The following is a 17,718-nucleotide window of genomic DNA, read 5'->3' as shown; positions in this document are numbered from 1 at the left end:
GTACTTTTGCTAGATGCCTTTTTTTATGCTAAAAAAGGTATCCTCAAATACTTTGAGGATACCTTTTCACATTTATTATCTCTGCTGTTTTCTACCTAATACGAGTAATCCAAAACTCATCATTACAAGAAGTGCTCCCATATATGGTTCCACAGGCATTTTCTGCCCTGTCTTCGGTAATTCTTTTTCAGTTTTTTCTGGATTTTGTGTTCCAGGTTTCTCTGGATCTGGTATTCCAGGATTTTCTGGATCCGGTGTTCCAGGATTTTCTGGATCTGGTGTTTCTGGACCTGGTGGTGCTAAATGATTCAATTTGTTTAATACTTCTAATTGAACTGCATTTATCATTCCATTTGTAATTTCAAATGGAATTGGATTAGTTAATTTTTCATATCCTTTTGGTGCTTCTACTTCTACTAGTGTGTAGTTACCTACAGATAGATCTGCGATTTTTGCCTTTCCATCTTTATCTGTTGTTACTTTCACTACTACTTTTCCCTTTTCATCATGAACTTCAAACACAGCTCCTGATAAGACTTCCTTGCTTTCAGCAGCCATTTTTGTAATCTCCACTGAACCTTTGTCTAACTGTTCATTCTCTACTTTCAATGATAAGACTTTCGTCATACCTTTTTTGATTTCGAATGAAACTGGCTTTTCTAGTGGTTTGTAGCCTGCTGGTGTTTCTACTTCTACTAACTCATACTTTCCAATAGATAAATCTGAAACGTCTGCTTTTCCTTCTTTATCCGTTGTTACTTTCGCAACTACTTTGCCTTTTGAGTCACGTACTTCAAATACAACATTTTCTAATGGTGCTTTACTGTCTTTATCTATTTTTGTGATTTCTACATTCCCCGTATCTACCATTTCATTTTCTACAGTGAACGCTAAAGATTTTGTCATACCTTTTGTAATTTCAAATAGTACAGGCTTTTCTAATTTTTTGTAGCCTGGTAAACTCTCTACTTCTACTAGCTTGTACTTTCCTACTGATAAATCTGCAACTATTGCTTTTCCAGCTTTATCTGTCGTTACTTTCGTTACTACTTTGCCTTTGTCGTCTTGTACTTCAAAGACTACACCTGCTAACGGTGCCTTATTATCTTTATCTATTTTTGTAATTTCTACATTTCCCGTATCTACCATTTCATTTTCTATTTTTAATGATAGAACTTCTGTCATACCCTTTTTAATTTCAAACGATACTGGTTCTGTTAATTGTTTGTAGCCTGGTAAGCTTTCTTTCTCTACTAATTTGTACTTTCCTACAGATAAGTCTGAGATTTTTGCTTTACCATTTTTATCTGTTTTTACTTCCGTTACTACTTTATCTTGTTCGTCCTGTACTTCGAAAACTACGCCTTCTAATACTTTTTGACTATCTTTATCTACTTTTGTAATTTCTACTGAACCTTTGTCTAACTGTTCATTCTCTACTTTTAATGATAGAACTTCTGTCATACCCTTTTTAATTTCGAATGATACTGGTTCTGTTAATTTTTTGTAACCTGGTAAACTTTCTTTTTCTATTAATTTGTACTTTCCTACAGATAAGTCTGAGATTTTTGCTTTTCCTTCTTTATCTGTTGTTACTTTTGTTACTACTTTGTCTTTTTCATCTTGTACTTCGAAGACTACGCCTTCTAATACTTTTTGACTATCTTTATCTACTTTTGTGATTTCTACTGAGCCTTTGTCTACTAGTTCATTCTCTACTTTTAGTGATAAGACTTCTGTCATACCTTTTTTGATTTCGAATGATACTGGTTTCGCTAGTTTTTTATATCCTGGTAAGCTTTCTACCTCTACTAGCTTATATTTTCCTACTGATAAATCTGAAATTGTTGTTTTTCCTTCTTTATCTGTTGTTACTTTCGTTACTACTTTATCTTTTTCATCTTGCACTTCGAATGTTACGCCCGCTAATACTGCGCCACTTTCTTTGTCCACTTTTGTAATCTCTACTGAACCTTTGTCTAACTGTTCGTTCTCTACTTTCAATGATAAAACTTTCGTCATACCTTTTTTAATTTCAAACGATACTGGTTCTGTTAATTGTTTGTAGCCTGGTAAGCTTTCTTTTTCTACTAATTTATACTTTCCTACTGATAAATCTGAAATTGTTGCTTTTCCTTCTTTATCTGTCGTTACTTCTGTTACTACTTTGCCTTGTTCGTCTTGTACTTCGAAGACTACACCTGCTAATACTTTTTGACTATCTTTATCTACTTTTGTGATTTCTACATTTCCCTTGTCTAACATTTCATTTTCTACTGTTAAAGCAAGAGATTTTGTCATGCCTTTTTCAATTTGGAAAGTAATCGGATCTACTAATTGTTTATATCCTTTTGGTGCTTTTACTTCTACTAACTTGTATGTGCCAACTGATAAATTAGTAGCTTGTGCTTGTCCTTTTTTATCTGTCGTTATTTTAGCGACTACTTGTCCTGCTTCATCTTGAATTTCAAAGACTGCATCAGCTAAAGCATCTTTCGTTTCTTTGTCTACTTTTGTAATTTCTACATTTCCTGTATCCACTAATTCATTTTCTACTGTTAGCTTTAGCGCTGTTACTCTACCCTTTTCAATTTCGAATGAAATTGGCTTTTCTAGTGGTTTGTATCCTGCCGGTGTTTCTACTTCTACCAACTCATACTTCCCGATAGATAAATCTGAAACGTTTGCTTTTCCTTCTTTATCCGTTTTTACTTTCGCAACTACTTTTCCTTTTAAATCACGTACTTCAAATACAACATTTTCTAATGGAGCTTTACTATCTTTATCTATTTTTGTTATCTCTACATTCCCTGTATCCACCATTTCATTTTCTACTTTTAATGATAGGACTTCGGTCATGCCTTTTTTTATTTCAAATAATATTGGTTTTTCTAACTTTTTATAACCAGGTAAACTTTCTACCTCTACTAATTCATACTTTCCTACAGGTAAATCTGAAACATTTGCTTTTCCATCTTTATCTGTCGTTACTTTTGTAACTTCATTACCCTTTTCATCTTGGACGATGAATGTTACTCCCGCTAACGGTGCTTTATTATCTTTATCTATCTTTGTAATTTCTATATTTCCCGTATCTACCATTTCATTTTCTATTTTTAATGATAGAACTTCGGTCATGCCTTTTTTTATTTCAAATGATACTGGATCTGTTAGTTTCTTATAGCCTGGTAAACTTTCTTTCTCTACTAATTTGTACTTTCCTACTGATAGATCTGAGATTTTTGCTTTACCATCTTTATCTGTTTTTACTTCCTTTACTACTGTTCCAGCTTCATCTTGCACTTCAAAGACTACGCCTTTTAATACTTTTTTGCTGTCTTTATCTACTTTTGTAATTTCTACTGAACCTTTATCTAACTGTTCATTTTCTACTTTCAACGATAGGACCGTTGTCATACCTTTTGTAATTTCGAATGATACTGAATCTGTTAGCTTTTTGTAGCCTGGTAAACTTTTCGTCTCTACTAATTTGTACTTCCCTACTGATAAATCAGAGATTTTTGCTTTACCATCTTTATCTGTTTTTACTTCTGTTACTACTTTGCCTTGCTCATCTTGCACTTCGAAGACTACGCCTTCTAATACTTTTTGACTATCTTTATCTATTTTTGTAATTTCTACTGAGCCTTTGTCTAACTGCTCATTTTCTACTTTTATTGCTAAAGCTTTTGTCATACCTTTTTTTATTTCAAATGGTACTGGTTCTGTTAGCTTTTTATAACCCGGTAAGCTTTTCGTCTCTACTAATTTGTACTTTCCTACTGATAAATCTGAAACGTTTGCTTTTCCATCTTTATCTGTTACTACTTTTCTTACTACTCCATCTTTCTCATCTTGGACTTCAAATTCGACACTCGCTAATACTGCCCCGTTTTCTTTGTCCACTTTTGTAATTTCTATATTACCTTTGTCTATCATTGCATTTTCCACTTGTATTGGAAATATGCCGTCCCCTGTTACATTTACTTCGAACTCTATTTCTTTTAATTGGTAGCCTTCAGGCGCTTTCGTTTCTTTTAAAATATATTTTCCTAGTGCTAACGGTTTAGAAGTTGCCTTACCATCTTTATCTGTAACAATATGTTCGACTACTACACCGTCTTTTACTATATCAAACTCTGCATTTGCTAATGGTTTTTCACCATTTTCCGAATCAATTTTCTTTACTTCAATTTGACCCTTTTGCATAGTATTTTTAATTTCAATTGTTTTTGTTTCTCCAGCTTGAAGTGTAACCTCTACTGGGCTTGTTAATTTTTGATATCCTTCTGGTACTACTGTTTCATAAACTTTATACGTCCCAGGAGCTAAAGTTTGAGGTACTGAAAAACCTTTTTCGTCCGTTTTCAGTTTTGCAACAACTTCATTTGCACTATTTCGAACTTCAAATTCGGCACCTTTTAACCCTTTGTTCGGATTCTCAGAATCTATTTTATGAATCGATACTGTACCATCTTTTGGAGCTTCAGGCGGCGTAATAGTTACTTCTTTTGATGTTAATGTTTTATCATCAAAATGTAATTCCGCTTTATTAGGAATCTTCTTATCTACGTAAGAAGATAAGTCTGCATCATTTTTAATTTTCGCCTTGATACTGAGATTAATTATCTGGTCTTCATATGACTTATAGTCAAAATTCTCACCAAACGTAAATGTTACTTCACTTCTTTGTTTATCTATATTTAACGTTCCTTTAGATGTAATATCTTGGCCATTTTGATCATACACTTTTGCCTCTAATACTTCTAAAACATCTTCTAAATCATCACTAATTACCATTGATGTGTATTTAAGAGGATCTTTTGGTATATGTGTACCAACTTGGTATTGAATAACTTGATCCATTTGTGTTAGCTGCTCATTCTCTACAAGCTTGCCATTCTCATCAACTATATTTTTTTCAATACTAGGTGGATTATCGTCACCTGAACCGGATCCTCCCCCACCACTTACAAATACTTGTCCTACTTTTTCTTCAGTTACAATATTTTTACCTTCTAATTTCACAGTATTTTTATGAGGCTTTGCAGCAGGATTTGTAACCTTTGTTTTATATCTTAAAATATAGCCTTTTGAACTGTCTGGAAATTCAATTGTAAATCCAGTCTTTGTTGCATTAATTTTAATGTTAGATAAATCTGCTGGCTTAATATTTGTTGGTGCATAACCATCTTCAAATACAGCCTCTTCTAATACTACGCTGTCTGTAATTAACTCATGCCCAGGTCCTAATGTATCTGTTAATTTAAGATCTTGCATTTCTGTTCCAGTTGCATTTACATATACAAGCCAATCAGCAATTGAAGGATCTTCTTGATTATAAGAACCCCATTTCAATAAATTTTCCGTATTGGGCTGTGGCTTCGGTCTCTCTGTCGTATTATTTACACTTACTTCTTTATTGACGATTTGACCATCAACGTTAAATTCTAATGGAATTTCTTTAACACCATCATATGCTTCTAGACCAAAGTAGAATTCTACGAATAAAGAACCTTTAATGTTATTCTTTCCTTCTACGTAATCACCCATAGTACATGTTAATAAACCCTTTTTCATCTCACATGTACCAACTGTTTTTCCTTCAGCATCTTTTAAGGGAAAACTCATATTCATAAGGTCTTTTCGAAACTCTTTTGGCATATCAATTGTGAACTGATCTCCACTTTTTATTTTTTCTTTAGCTGACCACTTCACTTCTACTTTCATTCCATCTGAGGCTTGATACGGTTCAGATGTCGTGCCATCAGTACGGGAAATATTAATTTCGTCCACTGGACTTTTCATCACAGCAGCTTGAATAACTGGAGCCCATACATTCAGCACTGAAAATAATACTAGAAAAACTAATGAAACCATTGAAATGTGCCTTTTAGTACTTTTCATTTGCATAGTTCCCTCCTAAATTTTTATATTTATATAACAAAAAAAGATCGTCCGGTTGCATCAAAAATGTGCAACCAGACGATCTTAGTAACCAATATGTATTACCGTAGACTCTAAGCTTTGCGGCCTATCCTTTCGAATAGTGTGCTAAAAATATCTTTTATTCTTTTTTTGTTTCATTTTCCTCTTAAACCAAATATTACTATACCGTCTGGACGGTTATAATTCAATACTCTATAAAATTGTTCTATTTTTCTAATAAAAAAAACAATTCAGCACTACATTAAAGAAGCAATGGTGAATTATTTTAAAATTATATAGTTCGTATATTCTATTTATATGAATTACTAATAAGAGCTTGAATCACTTTTTCTCTTAACTCTGGCCTTAGTCTTCCAACCCCTAAATATTCCGAATACCATAATCCATCTGCTGCTAATCTAATAATTGTTGCACACACTGAATCTATCTCATCATTTTCTATATTCTTTTGCAGTTGCTGAAATGATTGTTGTAACGGCTCAAGTAATTCAGGTTTTAACATGAGTGCTGCCATCATACTGCTAGACAACTCTTCTGTTCTTCTCTCATTACTTAATCTTTCCTCTACAAAAGAGCGAACCCATCTCCCTTTCCTCTCTGAGTCTTCCGCTACTTTATTGTAAATGGCCCCTTCATAATCCTCTACCCCTCTGACTATCATACCTTCTATTAAAGCTTCTTTATTTGAAAAGTGATACAATAATCCACCTTTACTTAAACCCGCCTCTTTTGCCACTGCTTCTAAGGTTAATTTAGCAACCCCTTTACATTGTACAATTTGAGAAGCAGCTGCTAAAATCTTTTGCCGCGTTATGCTTATACTCATTCCTTTTTAAAACCCCATTTCTACTAAATTTATATAAATACGAATCTTATTTTTAATATTGTTGATTACTACTAAGTATTTTCTTTATACAACAAAAGCTGCATTACCTTTGAATTTTTAGTTACTTATTCTATTAAAAATTTCCATATCATTCAATATGATAACATTAAATACACAAAGTTGACTATACATCTATACTTTTGTATTTATTGAAAATATATCCATTAATAAAATTTACCGATTTAGTCCTTCTTATTACTTTAAGACGGCAGTAATTCTTTCAGCACTAAATAAAAAATGTTATTACCCCCATTGAATTGAGTAATAACATTTTACTTAACAAATTCGCTGCCAACTAGCATCCTTCACTAGTCGGTTTTCTAACTGATCCAATAAAACATTCCTCGCAAGCACCATATGCAATAAAATTTTTCTGTGCTTGCCTTAACGAGACTTCATTTGCCCCACCTTCATAGTCATGATTTTCAAATTGAACCGGATCATCTTCCCAATAACATATATTACAAATTTCATATGTACCTGGTGGTTCTTCTTCTAATGTTTTACCCCGCATTAACGGGCAGTAAAACTCCCACCTCAAAATTCAGCTAGAACAAAGGAGTTAGGCGGGGGCGGGCTGCCCATAAATGCCCGATTGGTGAGAACTAATAATTAGTAGGGAATGAACAAAATCCCCACTGATTAAAGTTTCACTTTATATCCGCAAAATAGATAAGTATATTTCATTTCTGTTACTCCTTTTATTTTTCCTAAAAAGAATTATACCTATTTATTAGACGAATTCCTCAAAAAAGAAAACCACCTATCCCCTAAAGAATATAGGGAACAGGTGGTTTATATGTTTTATTAGAAAGTAGTGCTCACTTTTTTATAATATTCTTTTGAAATCTCTTCATAAAATGCTGCCGATGTCGAGTAGAAATAAGGTACTAACCATAAGAAACCAATTCCTACAGTAAGAATACTTAAAATGAACCACCCTAAGAAACTTAAGCATAGTAAAAAGTAATCTATTTTATGTCCATTCATCATATGACGACTCTCAGTAATCGCTTGATTCGCTGTATATTCTGGATGATCATTCAAAATAAAATATGTCATAGAATAAGAAAATGATTTAATAATACCTGGGATAATAAGAAGTAATGTCCATAGAGTCAAGTATACATACATTAGTAAATATGTTAAAAACGACTTCATCAACTTACTTCCATCGCTAAACCATCTAAATATATGACCAATGCTAGCATCAGTCCCACGAATTGCATTTAAAACAAGATAATAGGCACCTATTGTTAATGGACCTATAACAAGCATTACAATAATACTTACTGTAAATGAATCACTTGCTTCTTCCCAACCCCAAAATATCGAGAAAATACCTGTTGTTAGCATTTCAACAACGCCAATAAGGATTCCAATTAATAAGGTTGCCCCTACCGCTAATCCCCATCTTCCTTTTAATGCATCAAGTGCTTCTCTTTTCAACTGACTTATCATATATAACCTCCTAATACTATTTCCATTTTATTATACCATTTATATCAAAAATCCCACATATTTTCCTAAAACAGAAGCATATTACCTTTTTTCATACGTATTGGTACATGTGTGCTGTAGTTGTACTGATATATGGATTAAACCACTCTTTTCCCTATAACCAGAGAAAGCTTGCCCTTCATAATAGGCAAGCTCTCTCTGGTTATTTCTCATTTATTTTCTTCTTATACCAATCCTGCATTCTCTCCGCATCTTCTACTCTCGTATGCTCTATTTTGTAACTAGATGATGCACTCGAAAACTTATACGTACATAAATCCGCACGGCGCTGGAAATATGATTGTGTCTTCTCCATTGATTGGACGTGTCTTCTTCTAATAAGTCCTGTATATTTTCCGACGCTACGATAGACAAGTGTAATTTGTTCTCCGTTAACACTGTAACCATTTGTTTTAAATGTTGCGTAGCCAAGTGTAAAGATAAGGATTGCGAGCGGTAGTAATGCCCACATGATGTAATACTTTTCAAAGTATATGCTTATTCCAGTAAGCGGGATTGCGAGAATAGCGAAAAAGATTAAACTATCAATGAGATAGCGGCGTAATGCTGCTTTTGGTAATGAAATAATATTTGTATCCAGTTCGTATGGTAGTTGTAAATGCGCGAGTAACTGTTGTACTCGATCTTTTCGAATGATTGGATGCAGTGTAACTTTTTCTTTTTCATCATCCGTTCCCTTACTTTGAATCACTTCTACTTGCACAGCACAATAGCCGAATGGCTGACGTAAAATACTTTCTTTTATGGTAATACCTTGAATACGGTGCAATTTTAGTACGAGTTCTTTTTTCTCAAGTAATCCTTGCGAAATGCGGACTTCATCATTTCTTCGATTCACTGTGAAATCTCCATGTTTTAGCGCATAACCGATTGTAGATATAATCCACGAAAGGACGAGCAAAATAGCTACCATGAAAATCCAGCCATATATATCATACTCCATTACATATGACTTTACGCTATTCTCTATCCATTTCGGAATGTACTCCTGTACTTGGTGATACACGAAAAAGATTAACGAGAATAATAGTCCAAACTGCCCCGATGTAACAGAGGCTAGTAAAATTTCTTTCCAAGTCAATTTATATTCTGTCGTTTGTTTTTCTTCTGTAACGATTTCTTTTTCTACTTCATGTTCCGTTTTTTCGTCTAGCGTTCCTTCTGCTTTCACTTCTGGAGTTGGCTCATTTAGCAAAGCAATAAGCTCAGTTGCCTCTTCTACTGTAATACCGGCTAAGCTAACCTCCGCATCATCGCCCCCACCAGCTGTTTCAATTTGGATTTTCTTTAAGCCAAGCATTTGATATAACACGTTAGAGCTTGTATTGATTGTTTGAACACGTTCTTTATTTAAGTAGCTCTCCTTTTTCACAAAGAGACCTTGCTTCACATGTAATACGTTATTTTCAACCCAGTATGTTGTGTAATACCATTTTTCAAACGCTGAAAAGACAGTGAGTAAACCAAATGCAGCGGGAATTAAGTACCAAAACGGGAATTTTCCATTTAAGCTAAACATGAAAATAAAGAGTGGTATAAAATCTCTTATTTTTAATTCCAATAACATCGTGATTGGATGCTGCCTCTTATACATCCTCATCACTCACTTTCGCTAATTCTGCGATTTTTATTTTCAACATTTCTGCTTCATACATCGTTAAGCCTGGGATGCTGTGAGAAGTTGCCGCTGTAGAAATATGTAATTCTGCTAAGTCATATTTTCTCATAATCGGTCCTTGTTCAATTGTCACGTGCTGCACACGAATCATCGGTACTAATACGCGCTTTACGACGAAAAGACCGTGCTGAATTTCAAGCTCTTCTTCATTTAATTGATAACTGTAATAACGTTGACGTAGTTTCGGGAATAAGAAGTACGAAAATGGTGCGAACACAACTGTTAGCCCAATCATCACATACAAAATCCATGCCCACCAATCAAACTTTATCATGAGGAAAAGGTAAGCTAAAATGACGAGAATACCGATCCCTTCTTCAATTACAGCACGAACTTTCCACACCTTGACCATGTCAGGGTGAATTTCATTTTTCAATGGCTCCATGTAACCACTCCAAATCTAGTAATCTAATATATGAATACTCTTAATCTATATTTTACGTAACTTTACAGAAAATTGAAATTCAATCTTCTTTCTTCTCAGGAATAAAATATCCGAACCAAAGTAGCCAAATGAAACCGATTAACTTCATCCAATTTCCATCCGCTTGAAAAGCTTCAATCATACCTGGTATTTTATAAACCCCAATAAATCCAAGAAAACCGAGCCACCAGTTTTTTTGCATTTTCATTTTTACTCCTCCTTCATTACGTTTTTCACATTTCGAATCCAAATTTCTTTATACTTTAACTGGAATCCCATGAGCATATAGTTGCTCATATTATCGATCACGAGTGCTAGCGTATGAGCATTTTCTTCCGTTTCATGTTGTGACACAACGCCCAGTCTCGTGCCTTTCTTCAATAAATCGTGGAAACCATGTAAGAAATCCTCTTGTATTTCAAATAAACGTTTCTGGTACTTTTCATTTCGCGATGCAGTTACGATAAATTCATTGATAACGCGTAGTATTCCTTCTTGCCCTTCATACTCAGAGAGCATATGTAAACCATCTGCGATTAGCTTTTCTGCAAAGTTTTCTTTCGTATACTGCTCTTCATCGAAGTAATTTGCGAAATGATAATCAGAAAAAATCTCTTCAAATAAAAAATCAACTAACGCTTCTTTAGAAGAAAAATGATAGTAAATAGCCGGTTTTGAAATACCTACCTCTTTCGCAATCATGGAAAGACTCATCTTCTCAATGCCGTGTTCTGCCATAAGTTTAAATGATGCCTCTACAATGTTCTGCGATGTTTGTAAATTCTTCGTCATACTGTACCTCACTTATTTTTACTTACCGGTCGGTAAGTAAATTATAAAACAAAACGAAATGATTTTCAATTTAATTAGTACTACATAAGGTATTTATAGGAAAATACCGAAAATTATAAAGTAAAAGCAATATATAACAATAAAGAGGATATCGTATGGGACTTGGTGGTAATGGGGTAGTGGGGGTAATGGCGGCGGTGAAGCGGGACAAGCTGGTAAGAGCGGATTTTCATTAATCATTTTACTTTTTATCGTATTGATTATAGTTGGAGTTAACTATATCGGACTTGGCTTCTAAGAAAAGGCGTCCCACATTACACATGTAGGACGCCTTCTTTTTAATCCCTATTCAGCAATCGCATACGATAACAATTCATCGTCACTTCTCCAAGTCTTTGCAGCAATTGATAGTTCGCATATGCGCCGACTGGGGCACCGATTACTGGTACGAGCTGAAGCATTTTCGCTAAATCAATATAGTCTCGGTACTCTGTTTGGAACTTTTCCCAGTCCATATGATTTTCTTTTTCTGTATCCCACGTTTCAATTGCTTTCCATATTTCTTTTCTATGATCATCACTTGAAAAGGCGAGTTGGAAAACGTGAAGGATAAAAAGACGTTCTTCTTGTTTACTCGTATCAAATCCGTACAACGTTGCTGCATCGAATAAAAATTTAATTTTAATTGTAAGTAAAAGCGGAAAGTCAGCAAGACCGAGGAGAATACCGCCAGCCCCCGTCCCTGCTCCTTCTGCCGCTGCTATTTTTTTGTACTCATCCATTTTTTTACGCACTTCATCGTCACGTCTTTGCAGTGACCATGTCGTCTCTTTTAGCTTCGGCTTTATAAAGTTTGACCCGGCGCTGATCGTTTGCACCATCATACGAATCGTCTCTGTTAGTACCTTTTGTACTTTCGCCGGAATGAGCTGTTGCACTTTCGTCTGCACTTTTTTGGAGAACCGTGTCATCATAGAAGAATCTTTCATGAATGTAGCTTTCCACTGCTCCAATTCTTTTATAACCTTCTCTTCGTATGTAATCATAGGTTCATTCCTTTCAATTTAAACGCTCAATGCGCTTCGCCCCGTATTGGTAAACGAAACCGATACTAAATAATATGCTTAGGATAAGTAAAATTCCTGTCATTATGAAATTTTTCGTTGCTAGTGCAAATATAACTGTAAAGATTACGCTCCCGATGATTAGAATCGCATTTAATAAAGTAAGAAAATCTTTCTTCTTCTCTTCTCCCCCAACCGGATACAAATCAAGCCAAATCTTCATACGGTGATGCTTCCATAAAGTTAAGAGCTGATAACCGATTAAGTATAGGAAGATAAAGCTTACGATAAATCGTCCATATAAAAACGGAATGAAGTACAAAATAACTCCTCCAAGAGCGAGCAAACGCACATATAATCCAAAATAGTTACCTGATCTTAAAAACGTTCTCGTATATAAGTATAAATATGTACGCTTTTCGCCGATTATCGAAAGAATGAAATCAAGCCATTTTCGGCGAGATACTCTTTCTTTTAATGCTGGTACATCAACGAACATATTCGCGATGCGGTACAGCAACATCATCTTCTTACCTTCTTCAGAAATTAAATACTCCCAGTTTAGCGGCTTTCCCTTTACCATTTGATGCATGATAGCCAGGTATAAAACCATGAGAAGGACGATTCCACCAATGAAAAGAACTGAAGTACGTTCTACAAGGAAATATACAAATAAACCGTTTAGGATAAAACGAACAAACCAATCAGCCCTTTGTATATTTTGATCTGTTAAAAATGACTTTTCCCACGCTACAAATAAATTCCACGCTTTTACAATGACAAATGCGAGTACGATCCATATGTAGCCAGCTCCTGTTTGCTTCATTTGTTGGAAGTATAACGGAGCAAGCGCAGCTGCTACGATTGCGATTATGTATAACTGAATCATAAATGTAAAAAGAAATGCCTTTGTGAAGTAAGGTTTTAACTTTTCTTCAACTGGCAGTAAGTAAACGAGATCCGCTTCTTTTAATAACGTTTGAATGGATCCAGCCGTTAACACGAGTCCAATTAATACTGCCATTACGAGCGCCGCCGGAAACGAAGATGTTAACGTTTGTAACCATTGCTGGTAATAATACGCTCCCGCACCGATGATGAACACGAAAATAAATTTCAAATGATCATTAAATACGTATTTACTATATGTACGAACTTCTTTTAGAAAGTGACGAAATCGTTCTTTCCATAACGCTGTGCTATTCATAATCTTCTTCCTTTGTTAGCGCGATGTAAATATCATCTAACGTTGCACCTGGCATATGAAACTGTGATTGCAGTTCAGATAACGTTCCCTTCGCCCTTACTTCACCTTGATGCAAAATAATGAACGAATCACAGTAACGCTCTGCCGTCGCTAAAATATGTGTACTCATTAAAATACCCGCGCCACTCTTTTTCATTTGGTCCATCATTTGAAGAAGCGATTGAATCGCTAACGGATCTAATCCAACGAAAGGTTCGTCTACTATGTAAAGAGATGGCTCCACTAAAAATGCGCTCATAATCATTACCTTTTGTTTCATCCCTTTTGAGAAATGAGATGGAAACCATTTTAAACGATTTTTCATACGAAACTCTTGTAGTAGTTGTCCTACACGTTCTTCATATTGTTTTTCATCAACACCATACGCCATAGCTGTTAATTTCAAATGCTCTTCTAACGTTAATTCATCATATAATACCGGCGTTTCTGGAATGAATGAAAAGCTGGAACGGTACGCTGTCATATCATCACGAATTGTTTTCCCATTAATTGTGACAGTTCCTTTTTTCGGTTCCATTAAACCGATAATATGTTTAATCGTCGTACTTTTACCAGCTCCATTTAAACCGATTAAGCCGACAAGTTCGCCTTTATTAACAGAGAACGAAACGTCTTTTAATACAGGTCGTTTCGTATATCCTCCTGTAACATTTTCTACACGCAATAACTCGCTCATACGACACCACTTTCTTCATTAGTATTCATTCTATATTCATCTTACCAAAAATTATGCCGTACTACATAGTATCCATGTACTCAAAAAAATTTTTAAATTTATTAGCATATATTTTTCCGAAAGCGGACATCATAATTATTGAAGAAGGAACACATTGAAAAAGCAACCACCAATTGATGAGTACAACAACATAGTGAAGTCATCATGAAATGGGGTGTCCAAGTTGGACAATGAAATTTACACATAACCAGATTATTTGTTTCATTTTCGAAACGGGGTGTCTCTGAAAGAGCATATACTGTTTTAAAAAATAAACAATTTCATTTTAAAAAAGATTGCAATTCATTTCACTTGAAAATGGGGTGTCTACGGCAGAAACTTTAGCCGATTTACCGTGCATTTCTTAAATAAATGAGGTGTCTGCGAAACGTAAATTACGATAATGCTTTTTCAATCCCTCTTCAGAAAACAGGAAGCTGAGTCAGCTTCCTGTTTTTCGTGTTTGTTCTCTTATGTAATTATGGTAAAATACGGCTAAGGATATTTGAAAGGATGAGATCAATGAATCATACAGCAGACAATTGTATTTTTTGTAAAATCATTGACGGGCAAATCCCTTGCTCAAAAGTATACGAAGATGAACATGTGCTTGCATTTTTAGATATTAGTCAAGTAACAAAAGGACATACTCTTGTTATTCCGAAAGTTCACAAACAAGACATTTTTGCGTTAACGCCAGAAATCGCATCACACATTTTTTCTGTCGTTCCAAAAATCGCAAATGCGATTAAAGCAGAGTTTAATCCAGTTGGCTTTAACCTACTTAACAATAACGGTGAAAAAGCTGGACAAACTGTGTTCCACTTCCACCTTCATTTAATTCCACGCTACGGTGAAAAAGATGGTTTCGGTGCTGTTTGGAAATCACACCAAAATGAATACACTATGGAAAATTTACAAAACATCGCAAGTACAATTGCAAATAGTGTGAAATAATGACACTATAAGAAGGCGTAATACATAACAAGCCACTTCCCTGAAGTCATCAAATTCCGCATGGCTTGTTTCTTCACTTAAAATGCTCAGGGATGATTGTTTGTGCATAGCACAGATAAGAAAGATATGCATATTTTTTCCATCATGAATACGAACAAAAAATAAGGAGGTCTCCTTTTATGTCAAAAGCTAAATCCTTTATTACAGGTGTTATTTGCGGCGGAGCAGTTGCTGGACTAGCTGTTCTTTTCTCAACTCCTTCTTCTGGTAAAGACATGCGCGGCAAGTTAAAAGAAAAAGGAAATGATATTAAAAAGACTTTAGCTGATATTACAGCTGATACGAAATTATTAAAACGTCAAATCGTTGAAACTGCTTCAGAAGGTAAAGAAGTGTTTCAAGAATTAAAAGACGATATGCACGATACACTTTCTAACTGGAAGCAAGATATTTCTCAAAACAAGCGCCATATTGAGAAAGAAATTTTGGACATCCAAAAGTCAATTGAGAAACTACAAGAAGCTGTTCCAGAAAAAGCGTAAACAAATTCCTGCTTAGTTTTTTGCATATAACAAATATTTTTTATATAAATTGACCTTAACACGGCATATCGTATAGATATGCCGTGTTTTTATGCATTTACAATATATGTTATCACTTAACATGTAAGGACAACGTATGTATTCACGACTCATAAAACGCTTCCATAGTTATGCATGATTTGTATAGAATGTCATTTTTCCGAAAAATTTTCACAATTCTCACAAAAAGACTTTATTAATTTTTATTTTACTGGCATAATAGATAGTAATGAAAAAAGAATGTTAAAGTGGGTGAGTAAATGAAAAGTGGAGAAAAAGATTACTCGGTAAAAGAAGCGATGATTTTCAGCCAACGCATTGCTCAATTATCGAAAGCGTTATGGAAATGTGTAGAGAAAGATTGGCAGCAGTGGATTAAACCTTACGATTTAAATATTAATGAACATCATATTTTAACAATCGCTTATCATTTAAAAGGGGCTTCTATTTCTGAGATTGCTAAGTTTGGAGTTATGCACGTATCAACGGCGTTTAACTTCTCTAAAAAGCTGGAAGAACGCGGCTATCTTGTATTCTCAAAAAAGGAAGATGATAAACGAAATACGTACATTGAAATTACAGACAAAGGGGAAGAATTACTACTTCGCTTAATGGAGGAGTATGATCCTGAAAATAATTCAGTGTTTAATGGAGCTCTTGCACTCCGTAATTTTTATGGGAAGTTCCCAGAAAATATCGAACTGATTGCAATCCTGCGTAACATTTACGGACAAGACTTTATCGATATTTTTGAGAAATCATTAGAAGATATTGAAGAGAACTTTACAGAATCCGATCAAAAGTTAGTTAAGAAATAATCTATTTATTTTTTCGCAATCATGCTTAAGAATTCATTCATAAGCGGCTTAAATAAACCTTGTTTTGCTAGCGCTTCCGCAGTTTCGTGTACTTCGAGCTGATGTGGAAGCGCTTTTTCAAATTGATCTAACAGCGCATCGAACAAAAGAAGCCCTTCTGCTTTCTCCACTACATATTGCTCGTTCAGTTTTTCACAAAGATTTAGTATACGTTCAATATCTTTTTTACGAGCTTTTTTCTTTATGATCAAAGAATAAAATGGACACTTCTCTTCATCAATCATTTTAAATAGTAGGTCTACATAGTATTCAGCTTGTTCTAATCTTCTAACAACGTCCATTTTCTCCCTCACTTTCTAACACAAAGTCTTCTATTTCTGAATTTTGTAACACGAACAAAATATCGTGTGATACAATATATGTATATGTATTTTAGCCAAAAGGAGGTCTCGCCTCATGACACTTATAACAGTTGTTTTTGTCGCATTCGCACTTCTTGTTATATTTTACACGAATTTCATGACACATACACTGTGTGAACGAAAACAAATAGCTGCGAGCCGCCAGCCCGGTGTCTTTCGGGTTATTAATGTATGTATAACAATTTTATTAATTTCTAGTTATATAGAAATTATATTTCATGGAAAGTGAGGAAGGAAAGCCCCTTCCTCACTTTTTTCCTCTATAAGCAAATTATACCTACAATAACCAATAAAATAAACAGTACAAGTAATAAAATAAGTTGAGAATTCATCCCCATCCCCTCCTCTATTCTGTATATGCGGCATGCGCCCAATATGGCACACTTTCAAAATCTGACACGTGCTGGTTAATTTTTCTTTATCAATATGAAAACGGTTCGAAATATGATATATTAAATTTTGTACATATTGCTTATACTATAGAACAAAACATTCATCAAAACTTTATCCTCAGCCACGGTAAGCCCTGTTAAGCGCGCTTTACCAATATAAAAAAGCAAAAGTATCAGTGAGACTTAATCGGGCTCTTATGAATCAAAATTCATTGGTGTAGGATAAATTAAAAATACATAATAGTAGGAGTG

15 protein-coding genes, 2 pseudogenes and 1 riboswitch are annotated in these 17,718 nt (G+C 34.6%); of the genes and pseudogenes, 5 read left to right on the top strand and 12 right to left on the bottom strand.

From position 1 onward, the window contains the following. Nucleotides 1-75: 75 nt before the first annotated feature. The 8 genes and pseudogenes from BAQ53_RS05245 to BAQ53_RS05210 form a co-directional block, all read right to left on the bottom strand. The gene (locus BAQ53_RS05245; RefSeq protein ID WP_208906570.1) at nt 76-5,913 is read right to left on the bottom strand and encodes a SpaA isopeptide-forming pilin-related protein; all 5,838 of its coding nucleotides are present in this window, start codon (nt 5,911-5,913) and stop codon (nt 76-78) included. Between the two features lie 60 nt (nt 5,914-5,973). Then, nucleotides 5,974-6,066, bottom strand: a riboswitch (cyclic di-GMP riboswitch). Between the two features lie 172 nt (nt 6,067-6,238). Beyond that, nucleotides 6,239-6,775: a TetR/AcrR family transcriptional regulator gene (locus BAQ53_RS05240; protein ID WP_000028009.1), complete on the bottom strand. Its 537-nt coding sequence runs from the start codon at nt 6,773-6,775 to the stop codon at nt 6,239-6,241. A 336-nt stretch (nt 6,776-7,111) separates the two neighbouring features. After that, nucleotides 7,112-7,349 (bottom strand): annotated as a pseudogene (locus BAQ53_RS05235) (CPCC family cysteine-rich protein). A gap of 293 nt (nt 7,350-7,642) precedes the next feature. Next, on the bottom strand, nt 7,643-8,296 hold the full coding sequence (locus tag BAQ53_RS05230; protein ID WP_208906569.1) for a DUF975 family protein: 654 nt from the start codon (nt 8,294-8,296) through the stop codon (nt 7,643-7,645). Nucleotides 8,297-8,498: 202 nt separating this feature from the next. Further along, nucleotides 8,499-9,950 carry a PH domain-containing protein gene (locus tag BAQ53_RS05225; protein WP_208906568.1) on the bottom strand — a complete coding sequence of 484 codons (1,452 nt, stop codon included), beginning with the start codon at nt 9,948-9,950 and terminating at the stop codon, nt 8,499-8,501. Beyond that, on the bottom strand, nt 9,943-10,419 hold the full coding sequence (locus BAQ53_RS05220) for a PH domain-containing protein (RefSeq protein WP_208906567.1): 477 nt from the start codon (nt 10,417-10,419) through the stop codon (nt 9,943-9,945). Before BAQ53_RS05220 ends, BAQ53_RS05225 begins: the two co-directional genes overlap by 8 nt. 79 nt (nt 10,420-10,498) lie before the next feature. Then, the gene (locus tag BAQ53_RS05215; protein WP_000783813.1) at nt 10,499-10,666 is read right to left on the bottom strand and encodes a hypothetical protein; all 168 of its coding nucleotides are present in this window, start codon (nt 10,664-10,666) and stop codon (nt 10,499-10,501) included. 2 nt (nt 10,667-10,668) lie between these two features. Continuing rightward, complete coding sequence (locus BAQ53_RS05210) at nt 10,669-11,250, bottom strand: TetR/AcrR family transcriptional regulator (protein WP_208906566.1); 582 nt, start codon at nt 11,248-11,250, stop codon at nt 10,669-10,671. A gap of 155 nt (nt 11,251-11,405) precedes the next feature. On the opposite strand from BAQ53_RS05210, the pseudogene BAQ53_RS05205 reads away from it, so the two are divergent. Next, a pseudogene (locus BAQ53_RS05205) lies at nt 11,406-11,548 on the top strand (YjcZ family sporulation protein). Between the two features lie 40 nt (nt 11,549-11,588). Here BAQ53_RS05205 and ecsC read toward each other — a convergent pair. Genes ecsC through ecsA form a run of 3 tightly spaced genes read right to left on the bottom strand, consistent with a single transcriptional unit; the run spans nt 11,589 to nt 14,257 of the window. After that, a complete protein-coding gene (gene ecsC, locus BAQ53_RS05200) occupies nt 11,589-12,296 on the bottom strand; it encodes an ecs operon protein EcsC (protein ID WP_000634142.1) in 708 nt (235 codons plus the stop codon). Between the two features lie 13 nt (nt 12,297-12,309). Next, nucleotides 12,310-13,521 carry an ABC transporter permease EcsB gene (gene ecsB, locus BAQ53_RS05195; RefSeq protein WP_208906565.1) on the bottom strand — a complete coding sequence of 404 codons (1,212 nt, stop codon included), beginning with the start codon at nt 13,519-13,521 and terminating at the stop codon, nt 12,310-12,312. Then, nucleotides 13,514-14,257 carry an ABC transporter ATP-binding protein EcsA gene (ecsA, locus tag BAQ53_RS05190; RefSeq protein WP_001292602.1) on the bottom strand — a complete coding sequence of 248 codons (744 nt, stop codon included), beginning with the start codon at nt 14,255-14,257 and terminating at the stop codon, nt 13,514-13,516. The genes ecsB and ecsA overlap by 8 nt, the downstream gene beginning before the upstream one ends. Before the next feature lie 561 nt (nt 14,258-14,818). Here ecsA and BAQ53_RS05185 point away from each other — a divergent pair. The 3 genes from BAQ53_RS05185 to BAQ53_RS05175 all read left to right on the top strand — a co-directional run bounded on the left by BAQ53_RS05185 (nt 14,819) and on the right by BAQ53_RS05175 (nt 16,652). Further along, the gene (locus tag BAQ53_RS05185) at nt 14,819-15,253 is read left to right on the top strand and encodes an HIT family protein (protein ID WP_001016835.1); all 435 of its coding nucleotides are present in this window, start codon (nt 14,819-14,821) and stop codon (nt 15,251-15,253) included. A 179-nt stretch (nt 15,254-15,432) separates the two neighbouring features. Continuing rightward, the gene (locus BAQ53_RS05180; RefSeq protein ID WP_000030300.1) at nt 15,433-15,795 is read left to right on the top strand and encodes a YtxH domain-containing protein; all 363 of its coding nucleotides are present in this window, start codon (nt 15,433-15,435) and stop codon (nt 15,793-15,795) included. A gap of 299 nt (nt 15,796-16,094) precedes the next feature. Continuing rightward, a complete protein-coding gene (locus BAQ53_RS05175; RefSeq protein WP_000834924.1) occupies nt 16,095-16,652 on the top strand; it encodes an HTH-type transcriptional regulator Hpr in 558 nt (185 codons plus the stop codon). A 5-nt stretch (nt 16,653-16,657) separates the two neighbouring features. Here the strand turns inward: BAQ53_RS05175 and BAQ53_RS05170 are convergent, their stop codons facing one another. Then, entirely contained in the window at nt 16,658-16,993 is a 336-nt protein-coding gene (locus tag BAQ53_RS05170; RefSeq protein ID WP_000383655.1) for a DUF1878 family protein, read from the bottom strand. A gap of 115 nt (nt 16,994-17,108) precedes the next feature. Between BAQ53_RS05170 and BAQ53_RS05165 the strand changes: the two genes are divergently transcribed. Further along, complete coding sequence (locus BAQ53_RS05165) at nt 17,109-17,303, top strand: hypothetical protein (RefSeq protein WP_000172690.1); 195 nt, start codon at nt 17,109-17,111, stop codon at nt 17,301-17,303. The last annotated feature ends 415 nt before the right edge of the window (nt 17,304-17,718 follow it).

This window comes from Bacillus sp. B25(2016b), assembly GCF_001679765.1.
Lineage (GTDB): Bacteria > Bacillota > Bacilli > Bacillales > Bacillaceae_G > Bacillus_A > Bacillus_A thuringiensis_K.
The sequence above is the reverse complement of the archived record's forward strand: the minus strand, read 5'-3'. Positions and strand labels throughout refer to the sequence as shown.